This window comes from Sorangium sp. So ce363, from assembly GCF_051520435.1.
In the GTDB taxonomy this organism is placed as follows: Bacteria; Myxococcota_A; Polyangia; order Polyangiales; family Polyangiaceae; genus Sorangium; species Sorangium cellulosum_B.
The window spans coordinates 4,545,594-4,563,215 of the sequence record NZ_CP150333.1; the positions used below are offsets into that span (position 1 = coordinate 4,545,594).

At 68.4% G+C, this 17,622-nt stretch carries 13 protein-coding genes and 1 pseudogene; 4 read left to right on the forward strand and 10 right to left on the reverse strand.

The genetic code is table 11. From position 1 onward, the window contains the following. Window positions 1-340: 340 nt before the first annotated feature. Complete coding sequence (locus WMF12_RS17280) at window positions 341-3,439, reverse strand: hypothetical protein (RefSeq protein WP_437872629.1); 3,099 nt, start codon at window positions 3,437-3,439, stop codon at window positions 341-343. Continuing rightward, window positions 3,436-6,144: a glycosyltransferase gene (locus WMF12_RS17285; protein ID WP_437872630.1), complete on the reverse strand. Its 2,709-nt coding sequence runs from the start codon at window positions 6,142-6,144 to the stop codon at window positions 3,436-3,438. Before WMF12_RS17285 ends, WMF12_RS17280 begins: the two co-directional genes overlap by 4 nt. Before the next feature lie 542 nt (window positions 6,145-6,686). Between WMF12_RS17285 and WMF12_RS17290 the strand changes: the two genes are divergently transcribed. Next, the gene (locus tag WMF12_RS17290) at window positions 6,687-7,550 is read left to right on the forward strand and encodes a hypothetical protein (RefSeq protein ID WP_437872631.1); all 864 of its coding nucleotides are present in this window, start codon (window positions 6,687-6,689) and stop codon (window positions 7,548-7,550) included. A gap of 84 nt (window positions 7,551-7,634) precedes the next feature. Here the strand turns inward: WMF12_RS17290 and WMF12_RS17295 are convergent, their stop codons facing one another. Beyond that, on the reverse strand, window positions 7,635-9,155 hold the full coding sequence (locus WMF12_RS17295) for a hypothetical protein (RefSeq protein WP_437872632.1): 1,521 nt from the start codon (window positions 9,153-9,155) through the stop codon (window positions 7,635-7,637). Window positions 9,156-9,482: 327 nt separating this feature from the next. Here WMF12_RS17295 and WMF12_RS17300 point away from each other — a divergent pair, with 327 nt between their 5' ends. Further along, entirely contained in the window at window positions 9,483-9,848 is a 366-nt protein-coding gene (locus WMF12_RS17300; protein ID WP_437872633.1) for a hypothetical protein, read from the forward strand. A gap of 510 nt (window positions 9,849-10,358) precedes the next feature. Here the strand turns inward: WMF12_RS17300 and WMF12_RS17305 are convergent. The 5 genes from WMF12_RS17305 to WMF12_RS17325 are packed head-to-tail and all read right to left on the reverse strand — an operon-like array spanning window position 10,359 to window position 14,531. Then, window positions 10,359-11,276 carry a fibro-slime domain-containing protein gene (locus tag WMF12_RS17305; protein WP_437872634.1) on the reverse strand — a complete coding sequence of 306 codons (918 nt, stop codon included), beginning with the start codon at window positions 11,274-11,276 and terminating at the stop codon, window positions 10,359-10,361. Between the two features lie 44 nt (window positions 11,277-11,320). Further along, window positions 11,321-12,121 carry a hypothetical protein gene (locus WMF12_RS17310; RefSeq protein ID WP_437872635.1) on the reverse strand — a complete coding sequence of 267 codons (801 nt, stop codon included), beginning with the start codon at window positions 12,119-12,121 and terminating at the stop codon, window positions 11,321-11,323. Further along, window positions 12,118-12,714 carry an RNA polymerase sigma factor gene (locus tag WMF12_RS17315; RefSeq protein ID WP_437746753.1) on the reverse strand — a complete coding sequence of 199 codons (597 nt, stop codon included), beginning with the start codon at window positions 12,712-12,714 and terminating at the stop codon, window positions 12,118-12,120. The genes WMF12_RS17310 and WMF12_RS17315 overlap by 4 nt, the downstream gene beginning before the upstream one ends. Further along, window positions 12,714-13,784, reverse strand: coding sequence for a hypothetical protein (locus WMF12_RS17320; protein ID WP_437872636.1), 1,071 nt, complete (start codon window positions 13,782-13,784; stop codon window positions 12,714-12,716). The genes WMF12_RS17315 and WMF12_RS17320 overlap by 1 nt, the downstream gene beginning before the upstream one ends. A gap of 45 nt (window positions 13,785-13,829) precedes the next feature. Further along, the gene (locus tag WMF12_RS17325) at window positions 13,830-14,531 is read right to left on the reverse strand and encodes an FAD-linked oxidase C-terminal domain-containing protein (protein ID WP_437872637.1); all 702 of its coding nucleotides are present in this window, start codon (window positions 14,529-14,531) and stop codon (window positions 13,830-13,832) included. Between the two features lie 62 nt (window positions 14,532-14,593). On the opposite strand from WMF12_RS17325, the gene WMF12_RS17330 reads away from it, so the two are divergent. Beyond that, a complete protein-coding gene (locus tag WMF12_RS17330) occupies window positions 14,594-14,956 on the forward strand; it encodes a hypothetical protein (protein WP_437746756.1) in 363 nt (120 codons plus the stop codon). 168 nt (window positions 14,957-15,124) lie between these two features. Here the strand turns inward: WMF12_RS17330 and WMF12_RS17335 are convergent. After that, window positions 15,125-15,363 (reverse strand): annotated as a pseudogene (locus WMF12_RS17335) (Uma2 family endonuclease); the annotation flags it as partial. Window positions 15,364-15,679: 316 nt separating this feature from the next. Here WMF12_RS17335 and WMF12_RS17340 point away from each other — a divergent pair. Beyond that, window positions 15,680-16,063, forward strand: coding sequence for a hypothetical protein (locus WMF12_RS17340; RefSeq protein WP_437872638.1), 384 nt, complete (start codon window positions 15,680-15,682; stop codon window positions 16,061-16,063). A gap of 751 nt (window positions 16,064-16,814) precedes the next feature. Here WMF12_RS17340 and WMF12_RS17345 read toward each other — a convergent pair. Beyond that, complete coding sequence (locus tag WMF12_RS17345; RefSeq protein ID WP_437872641.1) at window positions 16,815-17,381, reverse strand: hypothetical protein; 567 nt, start codon at window positions 17,379-17,381, stop codon at window positions 16,815-16,817. Between the last annotated feature and the right edge of the window lie 241 nt (window positions 17,382-17,622).

The following is a 17,622-nucleotide window of genomic DNA, read 5'->3' on the forward strand; positions in this document are numbered from 1 at the left end:
CGTATTGATCCGGCGCCATGGGGGGGTGCCGAAGCCCGCAAAGGCTGGGTCACCATCTGGTGGGGGCATCACGATTATGATGCCAAGTGGGCCTGCAACGAATGGATAAGCGCGTGCAACGGAAGTTGCTGGGCTGAGTGGGCTCATTGGGGGAAGTAGTTGTCGCATTCGGCTCCGCTCGAGCAGCCAGGGCCTCCTTGCCTGAAATTTCGCTGATGTCGCCAGGTTTGCGCGGCCCGAGGAGGACAGCATGATCAGCACACGGAGCGCCTCCGTCGAGGAGCGAAATCCGATCGTGCGAAGCGCCTCGGCAGAGTCATGACACTCCAGCCGCTCTGTCTTATCGCCGCGCGACCGGCAGCACGACGAAGCACGGAACCTCCGCGTCCGACGCGGCGACGCGCCCGTTGTAGAGGAGGTAGAGCAGGGAGCGCCTGGCATCCAGGGCGACCCCATAGTTCTGCCCGATGATGTAGCCGTGCTCCCTGGCCAGCTGCGGTCCCAGCAGCGTCAGCACATCACGCTGGCCGCTGAGCACGTCGAAGCGCATGACCGGTGCCTCCTTGAGCTCGGGCTGGCCGGCGGGGCCGGGCAAGTAGGGAGCGTAGTAGAGCCATCGCTCATCCGGCGAGAAGGCGAGTGATGGCGCATAGTACCCTTGCTTCCAGGTGGTGCCGAGCGAACGGGTCTGGCCGGACGGGCCCAAGCTGAAGATCATGCCACCGTGGGTCGTCGCGTACACCGTGCCGCTCGGCGCCGGCGGTGTGCCGACCCGGAGCATGTTCTTGCGTGAGAAGGACGTCTGGAACGGCACGCTCGGTGGCGCGATGTCGGTGGTCTTGATCCTGTTCTCTGCCGGATCGTAGGCATGCAGGCGCAGATCGGTACCGCTGAAATACACCATCCCGTCTCCGCCCAGCATGAGCCCGCGTCGTTCCCCCATTTCCGCCCCGCCGCCGGTGAACACCACCTTCTTCTTCGCGATGTCGAAGACCGCAAGACCCGCCTCGTTCTTGCCCCGGCGGTACGAGATGGCGCGGAAATAGATCAGCCCGCGCGCCCGATCGCAGACGGCCGTGACGACGCCATGCTCGCGGACGACGGTGCCGAGGTTCTCCAACCTCCTGAGCTCCGGGTGATACCGGAGCAGGATCGACCCCTGATAGCTCGCGTCGTAGTCGGGCTCCTCGTGATCGGGATCGCGTCCGCCCCACCAGGTGGCGAAGTAGAGCCAGCCGTCGGCGTCCTCGACGATATCGGCGTGTATCTTGCCGTGGCCCTTCTGTCCAGGGCGCTGTTCGATGACGCTCGCGACATCGAAGACCCTGGTCTCCGTCTGCTTGTCGGGGTCGTATTCCATGACCATGGTGTTGCCATCGACGATCTGGTGATTGCCAATGGCAAAGTAGTACCTGCCGTTCCGCGCGACATGTCCGTTGCCCCAGACCGTCCAGCGGGTCTCGCCGTTCATGCGCTGAAGCTCGTTGAAGACGCGGACCGTCCGGCTGGGCTGCCCCAGGCGCCTGGCGAGCTGGTGGCGGTAGAGCGAGTCGATGGCAGGGTCGTCGGCGCCAAGGTGCTCGATGTGAGCGGCCGGGCCCTTGAGCTGGACCGGTACGTTCGCCGAAACGCCGACGACGCGCGTGAGCCCGGCCTCGGGCAACGGGCCCAGATCCAGGGGAGCCAGGGGCGGCGCGGACATTTTCAGCTGAAGGTTCCAGTAGGTGTTGTACCCTCCGGCCGGTCCCCAGTAAGGCTGACCGGTCTGACTGAACAGGAAAGCCCTGTCGCGGTCCTCGACATCGACGAGGTCGTCGAACAGATTGGCGTGACTGGGCCCCCTGTGCAGCTCGAGCGTGCCCCGCCGGACGCGGCCATGGGTATATACGTTCCCGTGCGCCCGCGAGTCGAAGCTGATCGAATGGATCTCTTCGGCGTCGATGTCGAAGTCCTTGACGAGCACGTTGTAGGCGTTGAGCAGGATGACGCCGTAATGTCCGGGCCGACCGCTCACGGTGATCTCCTCGAGGGTGACATTGGCGCTGTCCGTCACCAGGAAGGCGGAGTCCGGATCGTCGACACGAACGTCACGCACCCAGGAATGAGCGACGTCAGTCAGGTAAATCGCGTTGAAACCGCGTTCCTCCTCGTGTGGCGCTTGCGGGGCGGGCTTGAAGCTCACCCGGAGATGCTCGATACCGATGTTCTCGAGGAAGCTGGTGTGGCTCACCGTCGAGCCCCATTCCGGATGCACGTCGAAGAGGAGCGGCTGCTTGAGGACGACGACGTTCTCTTTCACATCGACCACGGTCGCTTCCTGCGTCGCTATCGGCGTGTTCGACGGGGATGCCATCTTCTCGCCGAAGCTGCGGTCCCGGACGCCGAACATGTGGCGCAGGATGGGGGAGTCGTCGCCGCTCCGGTTGTACCACCGGATGCTCAGGATCTCGCCGGGCGTCACCGCGTTGGCGTCGTTCATTCGCAGGTCGTGCTGACCCCGCTTTCCCTCCAGGGCCTTGCCGATGGGTGGCGAAGTCGACCTGTCGGGGTTTCGCGTCCAGATGATGCCTCCGTTCCAGGCGAATGCCGAATAAAGCCCTCCGTGTCCGGTACGCCAGTTCCGCCTGGCGATGTCCTTCTCGATCTTGCTGATCACGTCGGGCTTCGGCATCTCGGCCAGGGGCTTGGGAACGTAGATTGTCGTACCGTTCGCTCCGCTCCCTGAGCCCTGCAAAGTGATGTCGCCGCGCTCGATGAACAGGATGTCGCTCAGGATGAAGCGGCCGGGGGGGAGGCGGACTACCACGGGGCCCTTGTGACGCTCGGCCTCGTCCAGGGCTGCGCGCAGGCCCGTCGTGTCGTCCCGATCGTCGTCGGGCAGCGCGTCAAAACGAGTGACGTCGATGCGGGTGGCCGGATTGTCGTTCGTCCGGGGCAGGGGAACCTCACCGAAACGATATCCGGCATAGGAGAGATCGGGCACGTACTCGCCCGAGGCGAGCAGGTCGGACGACCATGTTCCGGGGAGCGTGGGCTCAGCGGTGGCGGAAGCGTCCCGGGAGGAGGTCGCCATCTGCTTCTGCGAACGCAGCACCATCACGACGTCGCCCTGGCCGACGTGCGTGCCGGGACCCGCCAGTACCTCGACCACCTCGGCGTCGCCCTTGGCGGTCACTTCACCCTCGTGATCAGGCCCGACGCGGAAGAGCAGGTCCGCGGCGGACACCTGGGCTCCCAGGGCGAGCTTCGGGGCATAGAGCGTCCCGGCTGTCGGCGCGCGGATCATCTCCCGCTCGCCGGCGTCCTCGACCGTGGCGGTGTCCGCCGGGACGCTCACGGCAGGCGTAGCCCGGGTAGCATACGTCGTCCACATCTTCGCCTGGACGGCGCCGAGCAAGAGCAAGGGGGTGACGACTGCGGCGATCTTGCCAGGGGTCATAAGTTCCCCACCTCCAACGGCGGCGCGTCACCCTCGTCAGAGCTCAGGCCGTCTTCGGTTCCCTCGGCCAGCTCTGCCCCGGAGGGGGAGAGGACGACATTTCCCGGCCCATCGGGCGGCGCCCACCGGGCGGTGGCCGGGGTTCGCACGATCCTCGGCCAGGGATGGTCTGGCCGAGGGACGAGGCGGGCGACCTGCACGCGATTGCGCCGGGTCCATCCTCCGTGAAAGTTCACGTCGCAGTCGGCGTCAAGGTCGTCAAACGTATTGTCGTGGCTTGACCACTGGATGGTCAGGTGTCGCAGGCCACGCAGGGTGAGATCGTCGAAGGTGCCGAAGCTGGCTCGGGCGATGCGTACGTAGCCGTTGCCCCCCGGTCCCTTGTTCCAGGCCCCCTCGAGCCGGGCATCGCTGACGCGCGGGGCGTAGGCGGTGTCGATGCTCAGGGGATGGCGGCCGGCGGCGAAGACCTCGACGCTCTCCAGGGTCACGTCGGCCGTTCCCAGCAGCAAGATCCCGTCCACGGCCTTGTTCGGCCGCGTATTTGCGTAAAGATCGGGCGCGGGCTCGCCGTTCAGCTCGTAGCGTATCGTGAGATCGCGGATCGTCACGTCGCGCCGCAATTGCACCGCGATGACCTCGGTCCCCGCGGGGAACGTGTCTCCGACCGGCCGCTCGAGGGTGACGGTGGCGCCCTCGGCCCGCGTCACGCGCCCCAGCGTCTGGCGCAAGATGGGGTATTGCTGGTTCCACCGGCGGGCTCTCAGGGCGTCGAGGAACGTTTGATCGTTGCCGGCCCGCAACGCGACGAAATCCCCGGTCTGGACGTGGATCGGGTGCGTGAGCTTCACCATCGTCGAGGTGGGATCGAGCGGGGATTCGAGCTGCCCCTTCCGGTCGCCCTGGACCTCCGAAGGCAGCTCGCCCCGCACCACGACGATCGCCGGCGTCGGCTGTCCATCGCTGGAGAAGCTCGCGACCAGCGTCGTCTTTCCTCTCCCGGCGCCTTCGAGGACGACATCGTCGCGGCGGATGATGAGCGGCTTCGTCAGCCGGATCGCGCGCGCCGCGACACGCACGACGGACCCCGGCTTGGCCTCCGCCAACATACGCTCGAGCTGGCCTTGCGTCGTCGCTTCCTCGGCGTGCGGCTCGTGCAGGGCGACGGCCGCGATGAGGACGACGAACACGGCATAGGACAGCGCCGTGAGGGCGGAGGAGACGACCCACTCGCGCAGGTTTCGCGCCACCTGGGGTTGTCCCGTCCCCTGGCGGGTCCAGCGTTGCTTGTGCAGGTTGAAGGTCATGTGGATCTTCACCACAGCACCGACCACCTGATTGTAGTAGAGAAGGAATGGATAGAACGGAGAGACGCGCCTCCGGGGTACGCCGACGAGGACGCTCTGAGCGGACTTGATCCCGAGCGTCCACAGGAGGTACGCGGCGAGCATGCCGGGAATCTTGCCGGTGAGCATCAGCAGGCCGAACGTCGGTCCCACCAGCGAGGTCCACGTGGAGATGCGCTGCTCGAGCAAGGACCACCAGGCGAAGGGACCGACGCGGCGCGGACCCAGCGCGAGAGCGCGGCCATTGGTGCGCAGCATGTTCCCGTACCAGCGACACATCAGCTGCACCGACGGCGTGACGAAGCCCCGCGAGGGCATGGATTCGAACGTGTAGGCGCAGACATCCGGTACATAGAGCATCGACCAGCCGGCCCGCAGCACCCAGTACCAGGTCGATTTGTCGTCGCCGGTGAGGAGCTGGATGCGTCCGAGCCGCCAGTGGTCGATGTGATCCTCGCGGACGATGCGCAGGAAATCGGGATGGGTCGCGATCTCGGCGCGGAAGGCGCAAAAACGGCCGGTCAGCGTCAGCACCTTGTCGGACAGGCCGACCGAGGACATGTAGAGGTGCCGTTGGGCGAAGCGCAGGTCGAACCACTCGCGCGCCAGGCACGTTCCCGACACGATGGCCCGCTCGTCGGTCGTCAGGGCACCCACGTCGGGGCGCAGGCGGAAGAAGGAGAAGCTGCGTTCGAAGGTGCCCGGATCGAGGAGCGTGTCGCCGTCCAGGAAGGCGACGACTGCTCCGTCGGGCAGGGGGCGGCGCTGGATGGCGGCGAGGACATCCGCCATGGCCTCGCGCTTGCCGGCTCCGCGCTGAAGGAACAGCTCCAGGCGGACGGGCGAGGGCGCCCCGCGCCCTTCGAAGAGCGTCCTGACGAGGTCTTGTTCCTCGGCGCTGCCCATCGAGGCCATGACGGTCACGGGCACGCCATAGGCGGCCGCCTCGTCGAACAGCGCGTGGAACACAGGTCTCGTGACCTCGGGCTTCATCCGATAGGAGGTGATGAGAACGACCACCTCCGACGCCCGACCCGCCGGCCCCAGCGCGTCGGCCGCGCGCCGAAACCCCGGGAAACGCCAGTTCACGTTGAGCGCAGCGCGGGTGACATTGACAAGAAACCACGACAGGCGCCAGCCCCCCAGAAGACCGATGGCGAAGAGGGCAGCGCGCCCGGGGACGTCGAGACCCGCGAGGACCGCCCGTATCAGGACGACGGCGACCGCCACATACAAGGCCGAGCACGCGAGCCATGCGCCTCTGGAGGCCGGGCGGGGAACGGTGGGGAGGAGTCGCTGAACTTGCGTCGGGCGAACCATGCCGTCGCCGATCGGGATTGCTTCCGATGTCGAGCTCATCGCGGTCGTCCTGATCGTCTATGCTGTCGAAGGTGCTTTTGTGAGGAACTACGATGAGCCGCCTCGCGGTCCTCAGGGGCCCAGCCGTGGCGGTCTCTCGCGCCTTCTGAATGCCGCGGCGGCGGGCCGTCCTTCGCCAAATCGTCTGAGGTCATCTCTTTATCGAGAGAACGAAGATCCCATGACGAAGGCGAGTCGCTGGATGCGCAGGTCGCGTCGCGTGCGAAGCTCTGGCGTGGTCACTGCCAGAAACACGACTCCGTGGCGGGGTGGCGCTGTGAACGCGCTCGGGACCTCCCCGGCGCAAAAAGGACGCGACGGGGCCTCTGCTCTACGCAGCGTTCCTCGCGCTGCTCTTCGCCGTGCGCTTCGGGATGCGGCGGAAAAATGAGGAGCCGGCGCGTCGGCGCACCTCCAGCGCGCGCGCTCATGCTAACAACCGCGTCGGTCGTCCGAGCGCAGACGAGCTGGCCATGGACGACCGAAGGCGGCCATCCTCACGGCCGCCTCGACGCGCGGGCCGGCGATGCATGGAGCTTTGAATGAGGTACAACCTGTTCGTTGGATTGCTTGCCTTGCCCCTCCTGGGTTGCGGATCTGATCCTGCTGACAACGCGGACGCGACGACGACGGGCGCGACGACGAGCACGGGATCCGGGGCGACGGGAGGTGCGGGCGGGGAGTCGCCGGGCTGCGCGCAGGCCGCGGCGCCGGACGTCACCGATGTCTCCGGCACGTGGGCGTACCGCGCCGTCGGGTCGCAGCTCACCCAGGCGCAGGGTCTCCCGCCGTTCCAGACGCGCATCGTCAGCGTGATGCTCATCACGCAGCAGCAGAATGGAGACGCCATTTCCCTGCAGGGAACGTATTGCGACCATTACACCGAGGACCCGGACGCGATCGTGCACGCCGTCATCCCGGACAGCTTCCGCGAGGCGCTCGCGCCGGTGACCCGTGAGGGCACGTTTGCCGCGAGCGAAGGGGGGCTCCGCTACAAGCTCGGGCCGCTCCACGAGGTGATCGGGGCGGCGCTCGGCGACCCGGCGGAGGACGAGCTGCCCACGGATCCGGCGGACGCTCGCGTCGTCGATCAGGACGAGGATGGACACCCGGGAATGACAGTTCAGCTCCAGGGGCTCATCGACGGGTCGGTCTACGTGGCCGAGCGGGCACGGACCGAGCTCGACGGCGTGGCGGTCGCGACCTATCGCATCGAGGGTCGACTCGGGTTCGTGTCGGAGCAGAGCGTGCTCGAAACGGATCCTCCGAGCCTCAAGGCGACCATGGCCGCCTCGAGGACGTATCCCGACCCGGAGGAGTGCAACAGCACCTTCGTGATGGTCCGTACCCCTGACGACGCGGACTGCGCCTGGATCAAGGAAAGGGCCGACACGCTCTTCCAGTAAAGCCCCTCCCGGCGGTCGCGGCGTCCCGCGTGACCGAGCGCCTCCGGGCCTCCGATCGAGAGGACGCCGGCTTCGCTGCGCTGCTCACTCAGGCAGCCGCAGGACGAATCCGGCGCCGGCCAGCCAGCCGCCGCTGGAGAAGCCGGGATAACCTGGGTTGTTCGTCTGCAGCCCCCGGGCGCCGTCGAGCGGCTCGCCGCTCACGATGTCGACAAGGTTGTCGGGGACCTCGTCGATGACGGGGTTCCTGGCGGACGGGCTCTTCGACACCTCCCGTGGCACGAGCAGCTGGCCGTGCAGGAACGCTCCCACGCCGAAGTCGGCGCCGAAGAGCGACACCGGCGTCTCGAACGAGGCGCTGGCCGCGATGCGCGGGTTGTCGACGTAGTTGGTCCTTCCGGTCTGGTCCGGCACGGGAGACGGCGTGAAGGCGACGTCGGCGGAGAACCTGCGGCTCCCCAGCGCGATCGCGCCGCCGAGCCCCACGGACACCGTGCTCGACCACGGGTCGGGCGGGGTCTCCGCGTGCCGATCGCGGTACTCTGACCACCGCGTCAGGAGCGCGTGCCCGCCGATCTCCCAGGAGGGCAGCGCCGGGCTCTTCGAGCGCGCGGCGCGCGCGCGCCCTCCGTCCTCGCTCGGCGGACCCATGATCGAGGCCCCGACGCCGACGCGGGTCGGCTGGTGGCCGAGGGTCAAGCGGTAGGCCTGGGGGACCGAGCTCTCGCCCTCCGGATAGGTGTAGTTCCAGAAGCGGATCCTGTTCTCGCCGTCGGTGTCCGACGCCGAGGCGAGGTGGAGCGTGGCCGAGAGGCGCAGCCACGGTGCCGGGCTGGTCGCGAAGGCGAAGTAAGGGGCGAAGACGCTCTCGACCTCCACGTCGGGGTTGATGAGGGCGGTCCGCTGGTCGCTCGCGTCGGGCACGTGGACGGCGGTCCGCGCGCTGGTGCCGATCGTGACGTCGACGCCCGCCCCGACGGACAGCCAGCGGGTGATCCGGCCAGCCATCGACACGGCCAGGCTGGTGACCGACAACCGATCTCCCAGCAGCTCGAACTCCAGCCGATTCGAGAAGTACTGCGCGCGCTCGTCGGCGAAGAAGGCCCGCTGCTCCTGGAAGCTCCTCAGCGGCAGCAGGGCGTAGAAGCCCAGGACGAGGCGGTCCTCGTAGAGCGGCCTCACGAACCCGACGGTCGCGTACGTGTTGGTCTGCCGGTCGCGCGTGTCATCCCGCGGGCTCGGGAGCTTCGACCCCGGCATGGGCCGGTGGGTGAGCCGAGAGGTCGAGCCGTCCGGATTCCGGATCTGGCCATCGTACACCGACTCGGGCACGTCGACGCCAGGGGGGCGCGGGGCGAGGGTGATGTCGCCGTGCGTGACGAGCACGAAGAAGCCCGCTTGCGTCGTCGCCGCCGCGTACGGCAGGAGCGCGGGGTTGAAGAACGCGGCTTCCGGTCCCCGCGCGAGCGCTCGTGCGTTCAGCCCGTTGGCGCTCGTAGGAGCGCCGGTGATCTCGAGCGCGCCCGACGCGCGGACGGCTCCGGCCTGGAGGAGCAAGGCGGACGCCAGCGCGAACGGCGTGGCGGCGCAGACTTTGTGCGGCATAGGTGCTCGAGGCGCGGGAGTCTGCCGGAGGGTCGGCCGCGAGGTCAAGCCCTGAGCAGCGCAATTTTCCGCATCGTCACGGGCTCACCACGCCGATGTATGCTGAGAGAGAGACGCAGGTGTCATCGAACCTCACTCTCGGAGCCATCTTCGCCGGCCGGTACCGGATCGAGCGGTGCATCGGGCGGCGGGCGAGGGGGACCGGCGCTGAAGAGACGGCCGCGGACGATTTGGTGAAGGACGGCCCGTCACCCGAGCATCCACTAGGCGCAAGCGAGCGGGATGTGAACGGTCCGCTCCAGTAAAAAATCTCAGGAGACAGAAGAGATGAGCTTGTTCAGCAAGTTGGTCCTCCCGATGACGCTCCTCGGTGCTGCAGCCGTGCTCGGTGGCTGCGTCGGTGCGGCTCCCCTCGAAGGCGATGACGAGCAGGAGACCCAGCCCGAGGCGGCTGATCCCGGGTCAGCGGACGCGATCGACGCCGACGCGGCGGAGGCGGTTGGAGCCGCGCAGCAAGCGCTCGTTACCACATGGAATTGCAAGCTGCGTGGTGACTACGTCGGCAGTGTCTCGATCAACTGGGGCCATAGGAAAGCCGATGCCATCTGGGCCTGCAATAACTGGATCTCCATATGCGGCAATAACGGGGGCTGCACGGTTGCGGATACCTATTTGAGCAGCGCTGCCAAGTAGCTTTTGATCCCCTCACGACAATAAAACTGCCTCCCTCCCTGCGCCCCCTGTGTCGCCTGGCCGACGCGGCGTTCCCGCCCAGCAGCCCCGCCTTCTTTTAATCCTTCGTATCTGTGAGGAGTAAGCCACGCGGATGCCCTCGGGACCGCGCCCCTGGCGCGTGCCGCGGGATCATCTCGCGGCGGCGTCGCGCCGCGCGTACCGGACGGAAGGCTCACGTCGCGCGCCACCTCTCGGATGGGGACGTCGTGCGTCTCGGCGGGCCGGTGCCGATGGCGCTCAGCGTGCTCCACACGCCGGGCCGCTGCGTCTCGGCCAGATGTAGTGCAGCCCGCGAGCGCTGGCGCGCTCCGTGCTGCGCGGTCGAAACCTCACGGGGCGAGGTTTCGGCAGCGCAATTGCCCTTGATCCCACCCGATGGTGGGCGAGGCCGCCGTGCGCCCGCGTGCCGCCCCCCTCTGGCCGCTCGCGCGGCTGAGCCTCGAGGCGCACGTGAGCGCGCTCTCGGCGCTACTTCAGGATCGGGGCGCAGTTCGTGAACTTGAACGACGTCATCATCGTGAACACCGCACTGCCGCCGCGGCGCTCCGCGTAGAAGAAGTCGAGCGGATACTCCTTGCCGACCTCGATGCCGAGCTCCTCGGCGTGCGCGTCGAGCTCGAGGAGCGCCGAGGTCGGGACGTGGAGCCCGCCCATGTCGATCGCGAGGCGCCTGTTGATGAACACCCAGAGGTCGTCGTCGCCGTTGAAGAAGAAGACGCCGCGGGGCTGGTAGTTGAACGTCATGTGGAGCTCGTACGTGAAGCCGAAGTTGTGGATGTTCCCCTCGTTGCCCCACCCCCGATCGTCGATGGGGAAGAACTGGTCTCCCGAGAAGACCCCGAGGCCGCTTTCGCTCACCTGGAGAGGGACGTCGTACCGGATCGGTATGTTGACCGTGGGGTCGTCGTGATACCACTGATAGAACGCCTCGGGCCCGGTCGTGTGCTCCGTGCCGCCCTCATGGGCATAGACCGGCCTGTCGTCGGGGCCGAGCTCGGGCTCGACGATGCCTTTCAGGCCGTCGCCCGCGAAGTTCTCGAAGTCGGGGTGCCCGCCGTCAGAGCCGAAGGCCTTGAAGTCGCGCACCACCCCCGCGAGCTTCGGCTCGCAACGCTCGTCCCCGCCAGCGCCGGCGCTGCCTTGGGGAGAGCCGCCGCCAGCGCCGGGATCGAGGGTGCCGGGGTCATCACCGCCGGCGGTGGACGAGGACGAGGCGGGTGACGACGAGGTCGTGGCGCCGAGGTCGCGACCGATGACGGCGATCTCGGTGGTGCACCCCGCGAGCGCCGTGCCCGTCGAGAGAAGGACGGCCAGGAATCGCGGGGCGCCCGCGCGGAAGGCCGCCGTGGGCTGGGCTAGCTTCATCGAGATCGTCTCCTGTCGCATGGATGCCTCCGAGCTCGCCGGTGAACTCACGCGAGCGTGTCGTGTCAATGGGTGCTGCCTGCAGGGGCCCTGCCGACGAGGCGGCGCACCCGTCCGGCATAGGGGTTCGACGCATGCCTCGTGAGAAATGCCTCCGCGCGCGCGTGCGCCTCCTCCGTGCGGCCGAGCCGCACCAGCGCGTCGATGGCGATGAACTCCCGCTCTGCCGTGAGCTGGCCTCTCGGAAACTCGCGCCTGTGCTCGTCCAGCGCCGCGAGGGAGGCCTCCGGCGACCGCGCGAGCAGCGCCCTGGCCTGCTCCAGGCGCGTCGCCTCCCGGAGCAGGTCGTCGCGGTCGGACGCCGCGCTCCCGGTCGGCGCAGGAGGCGGCGCGGGCTCGCTCTGCCGGACGTTCTGGCCGACGTCGCGCGGCGGCTCCCGGCGAGGGGCGGACGCGGCCGGATGGGGCGCCTCGGCGGCCAGGGACGGTAGATCCTGCGCAGAGGCAGCCGGCGCCGCTTCCACGGAGCGCAGGGCGCCCCGCGCGCTCGAGAGGAGGCGCTCCGCCGACAGGTGCTCCAGCCGAGGCGGCGGTTGGGCCAGCGCGGCGTCGCGCTGTCCTTGGCGAACGGCGCCGTGGAGGGCGAGGCCGCCGGCCCCGAGGCCCGCCACGACGAGCAGGCCCTTCGCCCACATGGGCAGCGCGGCGCCGCCGTTCGGGGCCGCCGCGAGCGGTGCCACGCGGGCCGCCGTGCGCGCCGCCTCGACGGGCGTCATCGGCCGCGGGCGCACGGCCGAACGCAGCAGCTCGCGCGCCCCGGCCGGGGCGCCTCCATCCTCCTCGATCCACCGCTTCGGTTCGCTCATATGCCCCCTCGTCGCGCGCGCTCGGCCTCGATCCTCTTCAGCAGCGCCGCAAACTCTTTCCGCGCCGCGTGAAGGCGCGAGTAGACCGTGCCCACGGGGATGCCGATCAGATCGGCGATCTCGCTGCATGGCATCTCCTCGATCTCGAACATCACGAAGACGGCGCGCCGATCGAGGTCCATCGCCTGGAGGATGCGCTCGAGCCGCTCTCTCGCCTGCTTCCCGGAGGCGATCTCCTCGGGGCCCGACGCGGGATCCGCGACGTCGTGGACGTCCTCGCCGACGAGCGAGCGCTGCGCGCGCCGGCGGTGCGAGGCGGCGACGCGCCGGCAGATGGCGAAGAGCCATGTCGTGACCGGACAGGCCCAGTCGAAGGCGGGGAGACGCCGCTGGACCACGACGAAGACGTCCTGGAACGCGTCCTCGAGGTCCGGCGGATGGATACCGAACCGCTGCAGCGTGGCCCACACGAAGCCGGCGTGCTCGGCGTGCACCGCGGCGAAGCCACGGGGCGGCCTGGGTCCGGCGCGGACCTCTGCGTCCAGACATTGCTCCACGCTCGTCTGAATGCCGACGTCCGAGGGGTCCTTCATCAAAACGCGATCCCGGCCCCTCCGAAGAGCGCGCCGGCAATCACCGGCTGCTCGAAGACCGGCTGCTCGTTCCCCTGGAGCTGGAAACGGTATCGCGTAAGCGGAAAGTTAAGGTCGATTCCGGTCTCGAGACGGAGCGGACCGACCACACGCACGGCGAGGCGCGTGCCCACACCGGGGCTGACCCAGAGCCGGGCTCCCGGGTCGACGGGGAGCACCGACGGATGTTCATGGATGACAGCATGGACGGCGCCCGCGAGCAGGTGGACGCACGCGCCGAGTGAGAGCTGCCCGGTCCGGAGCGCCTCCGCGCACACGCCGAGCCAGCCCGCGGTAAGGCCGAACGCGAGGGCCGGCTCGGCTGTGCGCTGCTCCGGGAGCCACAGCAGTCCCGACGCGGTGGTCCAGCGCGGCGCGACGGACCATTCGGCCGCCCATGCGACGCCGGGCCCGATCACCGGGAGGAGGCCCGTGGTGGCGAGCCCGCGCAGCGTGACCGAGGCCCCAGGGCGAGGCTCGCGCTCCGCGTCGGGGAGCGGCGGGGGCGCGGCGCGCGAGGATTCCACCTGCGTCGCGGGCTCTGCCGGGGCGCCTCGCGGCGGCTCCGGCCGCGGGGCTCCTGGCGGCGGGGCTTCCGGCGGCTCCGGCGGAGGCGAGGCTCCGGCCAGGGGAGGCGAGGCCGGCGCGGCGAGGGCGGCCGTGGGATCGATGGCGAGGGCGATCACCAGCGTTGCTGCGCTGGTGATCGCCTCGCAGGTCGCCGCGCTGCTCTCGAGCTTGCGCACCGTGGGCGGCGTCCCGTCGCACCCGACGGTCCGGATCTGGGCCGACCATGCCCCGGGGTTTCCCTTCACCACGGCCTCGATCGAGAGGCCGCCGCCCGTCGTGGCGAGCTCCCGCCCGAGGCGCCGCGCGATCTCGTCGCGGAGCCGGGGCGCCGAGGGGCACCGCTCCTCGGCCCCCTCCAGGCGGACCCACGACACGTCCGCGGCCCACCGCGCGCACTCGGCGCGCGCCGCGGCAGGGGCGAGCGCGGCGCACGCGCAGAGGAGCGACACAGCCCCGCGCATGCTCGCCCCGGGATCGGCTCGCTCGCGACGTCCGTCCGACAGAGCCTAGACCTCGAGGATCTTTCCGGGGTTCATGGGGTTCAGGGGCTCGAGCGCCCGCTGGATGGATCTCACGATCGCGAGCGCCTCGGCCGGGCGAGGATAGGGGAGATAGTCTCTCTTGAGTAGGCCAATTCCGTGTTCGGCGGAGATGCTCCCGCGGTGTCTCTTGACGAGCGAAAAGCTCGCGTGACCCGCCTCGTGGGTGCGCCGCAGGAGCTGAGGTGATCGGGCTGCATGACGTTGATGTGGAGTTGATGTGACGGCTGCCGTCGCCGATGTGGCCGCGAGACCTCGGCCGTTGAGCGCGGGAAGGCGACCGCGGACAGCCTCGGCTCGACGGCCTTGGTCCAGCCGCGGCCGAACGTGGCGAGGTCGGGCGGGTCGATGGAGAGAAAATCTTCTGAAAAATCGCGCAGGAAGGCCGCCGAGAACGCGGCTGGGCGGGCGCTCATGCTCGGCTGGGTACTGCGATGCCGCCGTGGGGGCAAGCAGCCTTATCTCGCGCGGCGCGCGCCGGGCGCGCGGGCTCTGCCTCCCCCGCGTGCGTCGTCTCCGAGCTTGCCTCGTGCGTCCCCGCCGTGGAGCTCGAGGAGCTCCGCGAGCTCCGGCTTGAGGAGAGCGAGATCGCCAGCGCGACAGGAGGCTGCTTTCGAAAAAGTGAGGGCCGCACACGATGGGGTGAAGGACGGCCCGCCACCGCAGCATCCAGTAGGCAAGAGCGGGATAAGAACGGTCCCCTCCAGTAAAAATCTCAGGAGAATAGAAAGATGAGCTTGTTCAGCAAGAGAGTCCTCCCGTTGACGCTCCTCGGTGCCGCAGCCGTGCTCGGTGGCTGCGTTGGCGAGGCTTCCCTCGAAGGCGATGACGGGCTGGAGACCCAGGCGGAGGCGGCTGATCCCGAGTCGGCGGACTCGATCGACCCCGACGCGGCGGAGGCGGTTGGAACCGCGCAGCAAGCGGAGGAAGCGGTTTATTATAGCACATGGTGGTGCATCAATCGTGCCGAGTACGTCGGCAAGGTCACGATCTGGTGGGGCCATACGTCAGTGGATGCCACATGGGCCTGCAACGAGTGGATCGACACCTGCCGTAATCGCGGGGGCTGCGGGTCTTTCAGGCTGGATCTTTAAGCCACCCGGATGCCCTCGAGACCGTGCCCCTGCCGCGGGCTGAGGGATCACCTCGCGGCGTCGTCGCGCCGAGCGCGCCCGGCTGAGGGATCACCTCGCGGCGTCGTCGCGCCGCCTACCTTCGCGCTGGCCGCAACATCGTTGCCAGCGCAGCGTGACGGCGATCTGCTACTTCGCCCACAGCACCGAGAGATCGAGCTCGATGGCGTCAAAGGGCTCGATCCGAACCCGCGCGGCCTCCCGGTGGAGCACCGGGGGCCCCAGCGCCGATCCTCGCCGAGCACGAGGACCTCGAGCGTCCGCGTGATCGGGTCGACCAGCCACGCGTGTCGCACGCCCTCGCGCGCGTAGACGAGCATCTTCTCCTGGCGGTCGAAGGCTGCTGTCGATGGGCTCAAGACCTCGCAGAATGGCGGTGTACCTCGCGCAGCTCGAGCGCCTCGCGGCGCTCGGCGCCCGGGTCGCGCTGCACGCGCCCGGCGAGCCGATCGGCGCGCCCGCGGCCCTGTTCCCCCGCTACATCGCGCACCGGCTCATGCGTAGCTCGAGGAGCTCCGGCTTGACGAGAGCGAGATCGCCAGCGCGACAGGAGGCTGCTTTCGAAAAAGTGAGGGCCGAACACAATCGGGTGAAGGACGGCCCGCCACCGCAGCATCCACCAGGCGAGAGAGACCGGGATGCGACCGGTCCCCTCCAGTAAAAAAAATTCAGGAGAGCAAAGAGATGAGCTTATTCAGCAAGACGGTCCTCCCGTTGACGCTCCTCGGTGCCGCAGCCGTGCTCGGTGGCTGCGTTGGCGAGGCTTCCCTCGAAGGCGATGACGAGCAGGAGAACCAGCCCGACGCGGCGGAGGCGGCTGATCCCGGGTCCGCGGAGTCGATCGACTCCGACGCGGCGGAGGCGGTTGGAACCGCGCAGCAAGCGGTGTGGGTATCTAAAACGGCTTGGAATTGCCACTACTTGGGGTCGCGGAAGGTCGGCGCGGTCGGGATCTGGTGGGGTCATAATTATTGGGATGCCGACTGGGCCTGCAACAGCTGGATCCCCGAATGCGCTAACCAGTGCCGGGCTGTGTATGACTATTCGTACGCTGAGTGGGAGAACTGACCACGTCGGCAGTGTCGGGATCTGGTGGGGCATAGGTATGTGGATGCCGACTGGGCCTGCAACAACTGGATCTCCGCATGCGGTAGTGGCGGGGGCCGCTGGGCTCTGCGGGACTATGAAGTGCCCCCTCGGATTCGGTAGTGGCCGAGTTTGATTGAGACTGGCCAAGTTTGGCCCGATTCGCGGATCTCGCCGCTACGCTTCGGCCCGAAGTAATGCAGCCCGCGAGCGCTGGCGCGCTCCGGGGTTGCGTGGCCGAAAACTCACGCAGCCAGGTCCCGCCAGTCAAAGCTTGTCCCCCGAGCTCCCGCCGCTCGCGCTCCATCTCACGAATGGCATCTGCAACGATCCGCCGCACGGCCTGGCCGGAGGCGCCTGGGGCGGGGTCACCGAGAGCGCGGAGGCGGAGGCAGAACACCTCGGCGAGATGGGTCTTGACATCCCGCCGGGATTAGTATCGACCGACCCTTGTCCAGGCTCTTGTTGGCACAGAGGGGGACGGATGTTCGTGGAGAACAGCGTGGACGGCGCCCGGGCAGGTGGACGCACGCGCCGAGCGAGAGCCGCCCGGTCCGGAGCGCCTCCGCACACACGCCGAGCCAGCCCGCGGTGAGGCCGAACGCGCGGGCCGGCTCGGCAGCGCGCTGCTCCAGAAGTCGCGCGCCTTCGGGCCGTTGTCCGGCCCGACCACCGAGTCGTTCTCTCCGTGAATGACGACCGCTGTGACCTGTCCGGTACACTCCACGGGGGCTCAGCTCCAGTGCGCGGTCAACTCGAGGTGATCGTCGTTATCGCCACCGCCGGAGATGATGCGCTGGCGGACGTGGTCGGCGCCGCCGATCACGAGGAGCTGCTCGCAGGAGCCGACGACTTCGGTCCACATGTTCTCGTCGAAGCCTTGGCAGCCGATCCAGAGAGCTCGGGTGAAGCCGCGGCGGGATTCGAGGACACGGACGTGGCCGGCGGAATAGTAGTTGGAGAAGACGCGCTGGCCGAGGGAGAAGAGGGTAGAAGGGGAGATGAGGCCCGCGATGACCTTGTAGATGCCGCTCATGTCGTCGTGCGTGCACTGGCGGCCAATCTGGTGGATGAGCTCTTTGCCTTCGCCGGTCGTGCGCCGGATGGCCTGGAACAGGTCCTTGTACCAGGCGATCGGGTACCAGCCGGTGGAGACGAGGCTGCCGTAGCGGATGCCGTCGCGCAGCGGTTCACACATCTCATCCAGGCTGCGCTTCTGGACAGGCTCGCCGCGTAGCTTGCCAAAGCTCGCCACCACGGAGCGAAACGCCACCCCCTTGACCTTCGGTTCGTCGGTCATCCCATCGCGCGAGCGCGCTCGGCAACGAGGGTACCGCATCCCGCGGGGGCAGGCCACATCGTTGCCCTCCTCACCGGTATTGGAGAGTACAATCGCCTCCTATATGGTGCAGCCCGAGCCGTTCGATTTTCGCGCGGCTTTCGCGCGGCCCGCTGGGGCGCCCACGGCAAGGTGAGGCAGCTCGACCGGCAGAATCTCCACCTCGTCGAGCGGCGGTTTCCCACGCTCACCGCCACCGTTG